Source organism: Candidatus Hydrogenedentota bacterium (assembly GCA_019695095.1).
Classification (GTDB): Bacteria; Hydrogenedentota; Hydrogenedentia; order Hydrogenedentales; family SLHB01; genus JAIBAQ01.
This window is the reverse complement of the sequence record JAIBAQ010000067.1, coordinates 23,726-31,345: the sequence shown is the minus strand read 5'-3', so window position 1 is coordinate 31,345 and position 7,620 is coordinate 23,726. Positions and strand designations below refer to the sequence as shown.

8 protein-coding genes are annotated in these 7,620 nt (G+C 57.8%); 5 read left to right on the top strand and 3 right to left on the bottom strand.

Features of this window, described 5'->3' with window-relative positions:
• From K1Y02_12775 to K1Y02_12765, 3 genes are all read right to left on the bottom strand, one after another.
• A partial coding sequence (locus K1Y02_12775; protein ID MBX7257230.1) for a Gfo/Idh/MocA family oxidoreductase occupies positions 1–986 on the bottom strand: 986 nt, incomplete at its 3' end.
• Positions 987–1,039: 53 nt separating this feature from the next.
• On the bottom strand, positions 1,040–1,885 hold the full coding sequence (locus K1Y02_12770) for a sugar phosphate isomerase/epimerase (GenBank protein ID MBX7257229.1): 846 nt from the start codon (positions 1,883–1,885) through the stop codon (positions 1,040–1,042).
• Between the two features lie 57 nt (positions 1,886–1,942).
• A complete protein-coding gene (locus tag K1Y02_12765; GenBank protein ID MBX7257228.1) occupies positions 1,943–3,262 on the bottom strand; it encodes a Gfo/Idh/MocA family oxidoreductase in 1,320 nt (439 codons plus the stop codon).
• Between the two features lie 154 nt (positions 3,263–3,416).
• Here K1Y02_12765 and K1Y02_12760 point away from each other — a divergent pair, with 154 nt between their 5' ends.
• The 5 genes from K1Y02_12760 (at position 3,417) to K1Y02_12740 (ending at position 7,617) form a co-directional block, all read left to right on the top strand.
• Complete coding sequence (locus K1Y02_12760) at positions 3,417–4,577, top strand: hypothetical protein (protein ID MBX7257227.1); 1,161 nt, start codon at positions 3,417–3,419, stop codon at positions 4,575–4,577.
• A 103-nt stretch (positions 4,578–4,680) separates the two neighbouring features.
• Positions 4,681–5,955, top strand: coding sequence for a hypothetical protein (locus tag K1Y02_12755; protein ID MBX7257226.1), 1,275 nt, complete (start codon positions 4,681–4,683; stop codon positions 5,953–5,955).
• Between the two features lie 147 nt (positions 5,956–6,102).
• A complete protein-coding gene (locus tag K1Y02_12750) occupies positions 6,103–6,297 on the top strand; it encodes a YjfB family protein (protein ID MBX7257225.1) in 195 nt (64 codons plus the stop codon).
• A gap of 156 nt (positions 6,298–6,453) precedes the next feature.
• Positions 6,454–7,251, top strand: a complete 798-nt coding sequence (locus K1Y02_12745) for a Nif3-like dinuclear metal center hexameric protein (GenBank protein MBX7257224.1) — start codon at positions 6,454–6,456, stop codon at positions 7,249–7,251.
• Positions 7,252–7,254: 3 nt separating this feature from the next.
• Positions 7,255–7,617: a peptide chain release factor-like protein gene (locus tag K1Y02_12740; protein MBX7257223.1), complete on the top strand. Its 363-nt coding sequence runs from the start codon at positions 7,255–7,257 to the stop codon at positions 7,615–7,617.
• The last annotated feature ends 3 nt before the right edge of the window (positions 7,618–7,620 follow it).

Genomic DNA, 7,620 nt, shown 5'->3' with positions numbered 1-7,620 from the left:
CCGGCGCGATTGATCTGCAACGTGGCCTTGTCGCCCAGGAACTCAATACCGTGATCCATGTCTCCGAAAGGACGCCAGCCCGTACCGTGGCGCATCGAATAGGTGAGCACATAGTTGGGACATTGAAAGATGCATTCCGCCGTATCCGGAGTCTCTCGCATATCGTTGTGGGCAATCTTTCCGCCGACTGTCGAAACGCTTTCGATTTCGGGTCCCATCGCCCACGCCACGATGTCGAACAGGTGAACGCCCCACGCGGATATCATGGCGCCGGAATAGTCCCAGAAGAAGTACCACGTTCCGTGAAAACGCTTCGGATTGAACGGGCGCAGGGGCGCAGGACCCAGCCACATGTCGTAATCGACGCCCGCTGGCGTTGGTTCATCCGGGGTATTGCCCAAGTCGCTGAACATTTCCTTGGGATTCCACGTGTTCCACGCATTGACCATCGTGATCTTGCCCAATTCACCCGCATGGATACGTTCAATTGCACTTTGCCAATGCGTGCCGGAACGTTGTTGCTGGCCTACCTGGACTACGCGTCCGTGCTTCTTGGCCGCGGCGACCAGAAGCTGCCCCTCGCGGACGTTGTGGCACATGGGCTTCTCAACGTAGATGTCCTTGCCCGCCTCGCACGCCATCAGCGCAATTGGAACGTGCCAATGATCGGGTGGCGCTATCACAACCGCGTCGATGTCCTTGCGCTCCAGGACCTTTCGGAAATCGCTGTACGTGTCGGGATTCTGGCCCGAGATTTCCGCCGCGCGATTTCGGTGCGATTCGTCTACGTCGCAGACGGCCACAATCTTCACGTCTTCCATCTGAGACAACAGTCCGACGTGCATTCCGCCTTGACCGCCGGTGCCGATGTGCCCCAGCCGGATCTGGTTGTTCGCCGCATACCCCCGCCGCGCAGCCATGGTCAATGCGGTTGCTGCCGCCGCCGATCTCAAGAATGTCCTGCGAGTCATTCCCTTATTCATCATCTTCCCCCCGTTATCCGTGCGTTTCCATTGACGCCAACTTCGCAAATTTCCGGCTACTTTTGCTCCAGCCGCTCCTCCATTGCTTTCCACACCTTCATGCTCTCGACAAGATGTACCTTGGGGTCCTCTTTAATCTTGTAGCACTGCAACCCGATAGGACCCCTGAAACCTGCGTCGCGAAAGGCCTTCACGACGGTACAATATTCATCGATTTGGTCCATCTGCAGCGGGTCAATGGTTGTCGGCTCTTTCGCCCCATTGATGGACATCACGAACATCTTCGGAGCGCAGAGCTTTACCACCTCTGCCAACGGAAGCGCCCGATCCCCAAGCGCTTTCCAGTGGTGAAAGTTGAACGCCGATCCGAAATTCGGACGGTTCACCTTGTCCGCCAGTCGCACAGTATCCTGCGGAGACTCCACCCACAGGTTCAGGTGCGGATAGGTCGCCACCTTGACGCCATAGGGGGCAACCAGGTCCGCCAGCTTCTGAAACAACGGCACCGCCAACTCGTCCCCCGCCGGGTCAGAAGGCTTGTATTTTTTGCTGTGCGTATTGCACCACAAGATCGTGCCGCGATCTTTCATCAGCGGCAGCACTTCCGGCAGTTTGGGATTCCAAGCTTCTTCCCCGGGATCGATATTCACCGTGAAGTAGACCGAAAACAGTCTCAATCCGTACTGGTCCACGGCCTTTAATGTGTCTTCGATATCGTTCAGGTTCCGGTTGTCGAATCCATCGAAGCCGATTTCCTTCAGAATGGCTACCTGGTCATAAACGGAAGGGGGTCCCGCCGTTTCCATGCTATTCTTGAAGGGGAAAAACGGGTTCATCTCCCCTTCGTCCGCCCAACTCATGACCGCCAACATGCCCAGCGCCAAAGCTGCCATTACGCGCATATCTATGCTTCCTCCTATACACTGCGTCCACTGGGTCCATTGTGTCCATAGCGTCCATCAAGTCCACTTCGCCCAGTCTCCCCGCATCTCTCTATCCAGCTTCGCGTTCGCTTCCTCGTCATCGGGAAACCGTTCCTTGTCCGGGTCCCAACGCAGTCTCCTTCCACACTGAATCGCAATGAGCCCGATTTGGCATAGTGACACGGTGCGATGGCCGACTTCTAGCGGTTCCAAAGTCTCTCCACCAATCTTGATCGCATGGATGAAATCGGCTTTGTCGGAGAGGGTGTCTTTCAGATTCAATTCACCCGCGCCCAACGGCTCGTTGAGAATTTCCGGCGCGCTCGCCTCGATAGTCTCCGGGTATTTCACACTCACCCATCCATCGCTGCCTTCAAAACGTATGGAGGGGTCGCCCCCCATCGTATAGTTCAAGACAACGCCATCGGCGTATTCGTACGTCGCATCGAAGTCCACGATCGTGTCCCACAGTCCCTCGGAGAACTGGCCCGTCCCCTGCACGCTGACCGGTCCCGTCCGATCCGAGTTGTGCGCCCATTGAACGATATCGTTGAGGTGGCTTCCCCAGTTCGCAATCATCCCATTGGTGTAATCGGAAATTCGAAGCCAACCGGGGCGCTCCTTCAAGACGTGCGGAGCATGAACACGCTGTTCGGTATAGGGAGCATCTTTGGCAGGGCCAAGCCACAGGTCGTAGTTCAATTCCGCGGGCACGGGCATAGCCTCGGGATTCCCTACGGGCTTCGTATCCTCGGGCGAATTGCTGTGAATGCGTTGTAGCTTTCCAATACGTCCGTTGCGCACGCACTCCACCGCCTGCTGCATCACGCGCAGCGAGCGGAACTCGCTATCGGTGCGCGTCACGACACCCGCCTTCTTCGCGGCCTCGCACAGCATGCGCCCGTGCGCCACGCAGGTAGACAACGGTTTCTCGCAGGAAAAATGCTTGCCCGCTTTGGCTGCCGCAATGCCAGCGGGAACGTGCCAATGGTCGGGCGTGGAAATCATGACCGCATCGATATCGTCACGCGCTAGCAGTTCACGAAAATCCCCGAATGTCGCACACCCTGAGTAAGGCGTCCCGGCGTGCTTCGCGTAGGCTTCTTCCACAAGCACCTTCGCCTGCTCGACGCGCCACGAGTCTACGTCGCAGACGGCAACCACCTGCGCGTCGGGCACTGCAAGAAGTTGCGGCAGATTGGCATATCGCGCCTGCCTTCCCACGCCGATCATGCCTACGGTAATGCGATTGCTGGGAGCCTCCGCGCCCAACACCTTTGAGGGCACTATCATCGGCGCGGCAATACCCGCTGCTGTTACCGCCACACCTTTCAAGAAACTCCGCCGTGTCTGCATGCGCCCCCCTACCTGCCGGGATTTTCCGTCCAGTATAGCCACATCACCGCGGCTATTCGACGCGCCCCCCAAATCCATGCGGGATATGGTACCATTAGGTGGGATGGTGTAGTGTTTCCGACTTGGTCAGGGGTGCAAGGATCTGCCCGGAATCATGAGCGCCGTGCACACGACCGAACGTTCGCGCGGTTTCGCGCCCTTCTTCGTTCAGCTTCAACCGCTGGCGGGTGACGGTAGAACACTGTGGACCGTCAAGTTGGAGCCTGATATTCTCACGCTCATCAATCCCACCAACCAGGACGTTCTGCAACTTCACCGGGAAGAAGCGGCCCGCTACATCAATTTTGCGCATGACCTGCGGCGTGGGCGCGTCATCCATTTTGTCATCATCGAAGGGCTGAAGAGCTATTCCTTCCGCTGCGCAAAAGTGCAGCTCCTCAAGCTGCTGACGTGGATGCCCCACAAGGAACCCGAGGAAATCGACCGCGACGTCCGGAACTCGGGGGTGGTCCTCGGCCTACTGGGGGCGCTAAACATCCTTGTGGCCCAGCGCATGTGGATGGGCATGGGCATTGTTCTCGTTGCCGTTGGACTCTGGTCCTACTTTCGTCCGAATCGGAGGATGTTTGCGATCAACGGCGGCCTCCTCCTCGCAACGGGACTGTGGGACCTTGCCACCTGGTCGCTCGATGCCGCGAAAAGACCGTCTGACGGACTCGGATTCAGCATCATTCCCATGGTCATGGGCATCGTCTTCATACTCTGGGGTATTCAGCAATTGACGCTGCTCGGACCCAATCACCAAGTGCGGATTGCCCGGGAGTTGCGCGACGAGCACGCCTCCATTGTGTATCAGCCCTCGGACCTTGTCCGCCGGATTGCCCGATTCAGCACAGGTGTCGCGGCAGTCTTCCTGGTCTATGCGGGTGTCTTGCTGGTTTCGAGCATCGTCTTTAAGCCCCAAGGCGCCGACACATCGCCGCTTTCGTGGCTGACTCCCGATCTGGTTGTATTCGGCTGCACAGGCCTTTTGGCGGCGGCCTCCACGTGGGTTCTGCTGAGAAAGCGCCGCCCGGCGTACATGGAAGCGCGCGTTTGTGCGCAAGTACTCATCAGCGTCGCCGTATTCGGGCTTTGGGGAGCGGCGTTCAGCATGGTATCCGGTTCCGCCTTCAGCTTCTTTGGCGACGTGGTGTACACAACTCATGTCATTTTCGCCCCGGCGGTGTGGCTGACCCTCATCGTGGCCGTCGCCCTCTTCAACCGTTGGTACGGCCGCAACGTGGACAACGAACTGGAAAGCCAGCGAGAGTAGCCAACGACGGGCATTCGTTCGGTTGCATTTCTTCTGATTTCCGTGTCATAACATCAGCATCTACTCTGCGAAGCTGTCGATGTCCACGAAATGAGGTGCTCCCATGTCGCACAAAGCCACTGCATTCGTCGTAGCACTAGTCCTCGTAGTCTTTGGGTGTTCTTTCCTCGCCCACGCCGAACTCCGCGCCGGTATCGCCAACATGGTTGTAACCCCCGATCCGCTCCTGCCCGTGTCGGGCGGAGTCGGGATTCCGGAACCGGTGGAAAAGAAGCTCGGCGAGCTAGAAGTTCGGGCGCTTGTAATTGAACAAGGCGACACGCGCGTCGCGATTGTGAGCATGCCTTTCCTGGGCTTCCCGAGCATTCTTTGCGATCGCATCCGGGCGAAGGTGGAAGACATTCCGCACGACAACATCATCATCGGCTCGACGCATGTTCACAGCGCCCCCGATATGTATGCATTTGGAGACGAAAAGGGAAACACCTTGGCCGACCTCAACTACATCGACAAGGTGTGCGGACAAACGGCGGACGCAATCAATCAGGCGTTGGCGAACGTGAAACCGGCGGGCGTGAAGATTGCCACCGACAAGGCTAATGGCAAGATCGCGTACAACTACTACGCCGAGAAACTTTACGATCCTCGCTGCTCCGTGCTGCAGTTTGTCGGCCAGGACGGCAAACCCTTCGCGACCCTCGTCAATTACGCCATTCACCCCGAAATCATCGGGCCCGACCAGAAGATCCTGAGCCCCGACTTGGTTGGCCCTCTGTATGAGCGCATTGCCGCGAATGGCGGAGGCATGGGTATCTTCATGAACAGCGCTCAAGGGGGCATGATTACGGCCGACTGCCGCGGGCCCGAAGGCAAGGACATTCAGACCTGGGACGAGTGCATCCGAATCGGGAACCTGCTTGCTGATGAAGCCTTGCGTATTGTGTCCGGCGCTGCTGTTCAACAGGACCCAAAGCTGCTGTGTGCCGCCACCAAAATCACGTTTCCCATCGAATCGCTTCTGATGCTTGCCGTAATTGCCAATTCGCCGCTCAAGTACCCCATGAATCCCGACAAGAGCGTGACCACACTGGTCAATGTTGTGAACTTGGGTAATGCTCAGATTCTCACGATCCCGGGCGAAGCCCTACCCAATATTGGCTTCTACCTCAAGCGTAAGATGAAGGGCGAAAACAACTTACTCTTTGGTCTGACCAACGACGCGTTCGGCTATATCCTCACTAAAGAGGACTTCAACAGCTTCGAGCGCTACAATTACGTTTCCCGGACCAGCCTCGGCGAAAAAACGGGTACAATACTGGTCGATGAAGCCTTGAAATTCGTGGATTCCTTGCCTGCCCCCGAAAAGTTGCAAAAGTGATAATTCCGTCAAAGGGTAGGTGCTAAAAGTGCGGTCAGTTAGGGGAAGCCCCCCTAAACTAGGCTAAAGTTTCCCGGCGGAGTTGCCGATAGGATTAGTGGGACAACGGAGCGCCACAACGAACGGGCGCTGGAAAGGAGGTTCAAAATGGCAGCAGTAGCTTCCGTTGGAGCCACCTCCGGCGGCGTCAGTTCCGCAGCATTCCAAGCCGAGTACCAAGCACGTGTCCTGTCACTGCAGAAGGATGTGCAAACCTCGTTGGGTGCCGCCGCGATTAAGCTCATTCAGGCCGCTATTACGGTCGACCCCGCCGTCGGACAGAACCTCGACGTCTACGCCTAACCGATCGCGACCCCGGACTTCGGGGCCGCGATCGGTCTGTTGTTCCAACCACTCCCTCCCTATGAGAATCCTTTCTGCCCTTTCGTTGATTCCCGCTCCTTCAATCGGTCAGGCTATCCTGCAATAAGCGTCGGGGGGAGAAAGGACGTAACGCACATGTCATCGGCGACGGATATCCTTGAGTACTTGATATCGAATAGTCCGTGGGTTGATCGCGACAAAACCGTCGACACGGTAAAAATCGGGAATCCCAACAGGGAAATTCGCAGGGCGGGTGTGTGCTGGATGCCGTCCATCGAGAACATTCGGGCCGCCCATGCGGCGGGCTGCGACGCCCTCGTCGTCCACGAGCCGACGTTCTGGGAGCACCGGGCCGACGAACCGCACTGGCGCTCACTGGAACCGGGCATCGCGAAGCGGCTTTATCTTGAGTCCACCGGAATGGTCATCTTGCGCGCCCACGATACGTGGGACAACTGGCCGGAAATCGGTATCAGGGATTCCTGGGCGGCAGGGCTTGGACTTTCAAATCGTGTCCGGGAAGGTTCTCAGCTTCGCTGGCACGCGATGTACGCGATCGAGGAGCAGCCCTTGCGCCAGTTCGCACAGTACATCGCGCGGCGTATCCAACCGTTGGGCGAGGACAGCGTGCAGGTCATCGGAGATCCCAATCGGCTCGTCAGCAGACCGTCCCTGGGCGTGGGGTGCATCGGGCCTGACAAAGAAATGGCCGAGCTAGGATCGGATGTTCTCATTGTTTGCTACGATGGCGCACCGTATTGGGCTGTGCGGGAGCGTCTGGCCGAAATGGGCGTGGCGGTGATCACCGTAGAGCACGGAACATCGGAGATGTGGGGCATGGAGAATCTCACGCGGCATCTCGGTGAAGTCTTTCCGCACATCGCATTCCAGTATTTCGCGGAACATCCACGCACGTGGACCGTGCGCGCATAAGAGTTGCCGATGCCACGTTTTGGAGTCACACAACAGAAAGAAGCCGAACTCATGCGGCGCATGGATGCGTGCGGGGTGTCTGAATCCGACCTTGAGGAGTCGTTTGTTCGCTCAGGCGGCGCAGGCGGCCAGCACGTCAACAAGACCGCCACGTGCGTCATGTTGCGGCATCGGCCGACCGGGCTGGAAGTCAAGATGCAGAAAGCGCGGTCGCAATCGCTCAATCGATTCTTTGCGCGGCGCCGGTTGTGCGAGTTGCTGGAAGCGCGTACGCTTGGCGAGGAGAGTCCTCAAGCGCGCGAAGCAGCGCGCATTCGAAAACAGAAAGATCGACGCCGCAGGAAGCGCTCAAGCGCAGCTGAGTAAAAT

What these genes read in the sequence shown, in the direction of transcription:
- K1Y02_12770 (MBX7257229.1), bottom strand. Translation starts at nt 1,885, where the DNA reads ATGCGCGTAATGGCAGCTTTGGCGCTGGGCATGTTGGCGGTCATGAGT.
- K1Y02_12765 (MBX7257228.1), bottom strand. Translation starts at nt 3,262, where the DNA reads ATGCAGACACGGCGGAGTTTCTTGAAAGGTGTGGCGGTAACAGCAGCG.
- K1Y02_12760 (MBX7257227.1), top strand. Translation starts at nt 3,417, where the DNA reads ATGAGCGCCGTGCACACGACCGAACGTTCGCGCGGTTTCGCGCCCTTC.
- K1Y02_12755 (MBX7257226.1), top strand. Translation starts at nt 4,681, where the DNA reads ATGTCGCACAAAGCCACTGCATTCGTCGTAGCACTAGTCCTCGTAGTC.
- K1Y02_12750 (MBX7257225.1), top strand. Translation starts at nt 6,103, where the DNA reads ATGGCAGCAGTAGCTTCCGTTGGAGCCACCTCCGGCGGCGTCAGTTCC.
- K1Y02_12745 (MBX7257224.1), top strand. Translation starts at nt 6,454, where the DNA reads ATGTCATCGGCGACGGATATCCTTGAGTACTTGATATCGAATAGTCCG.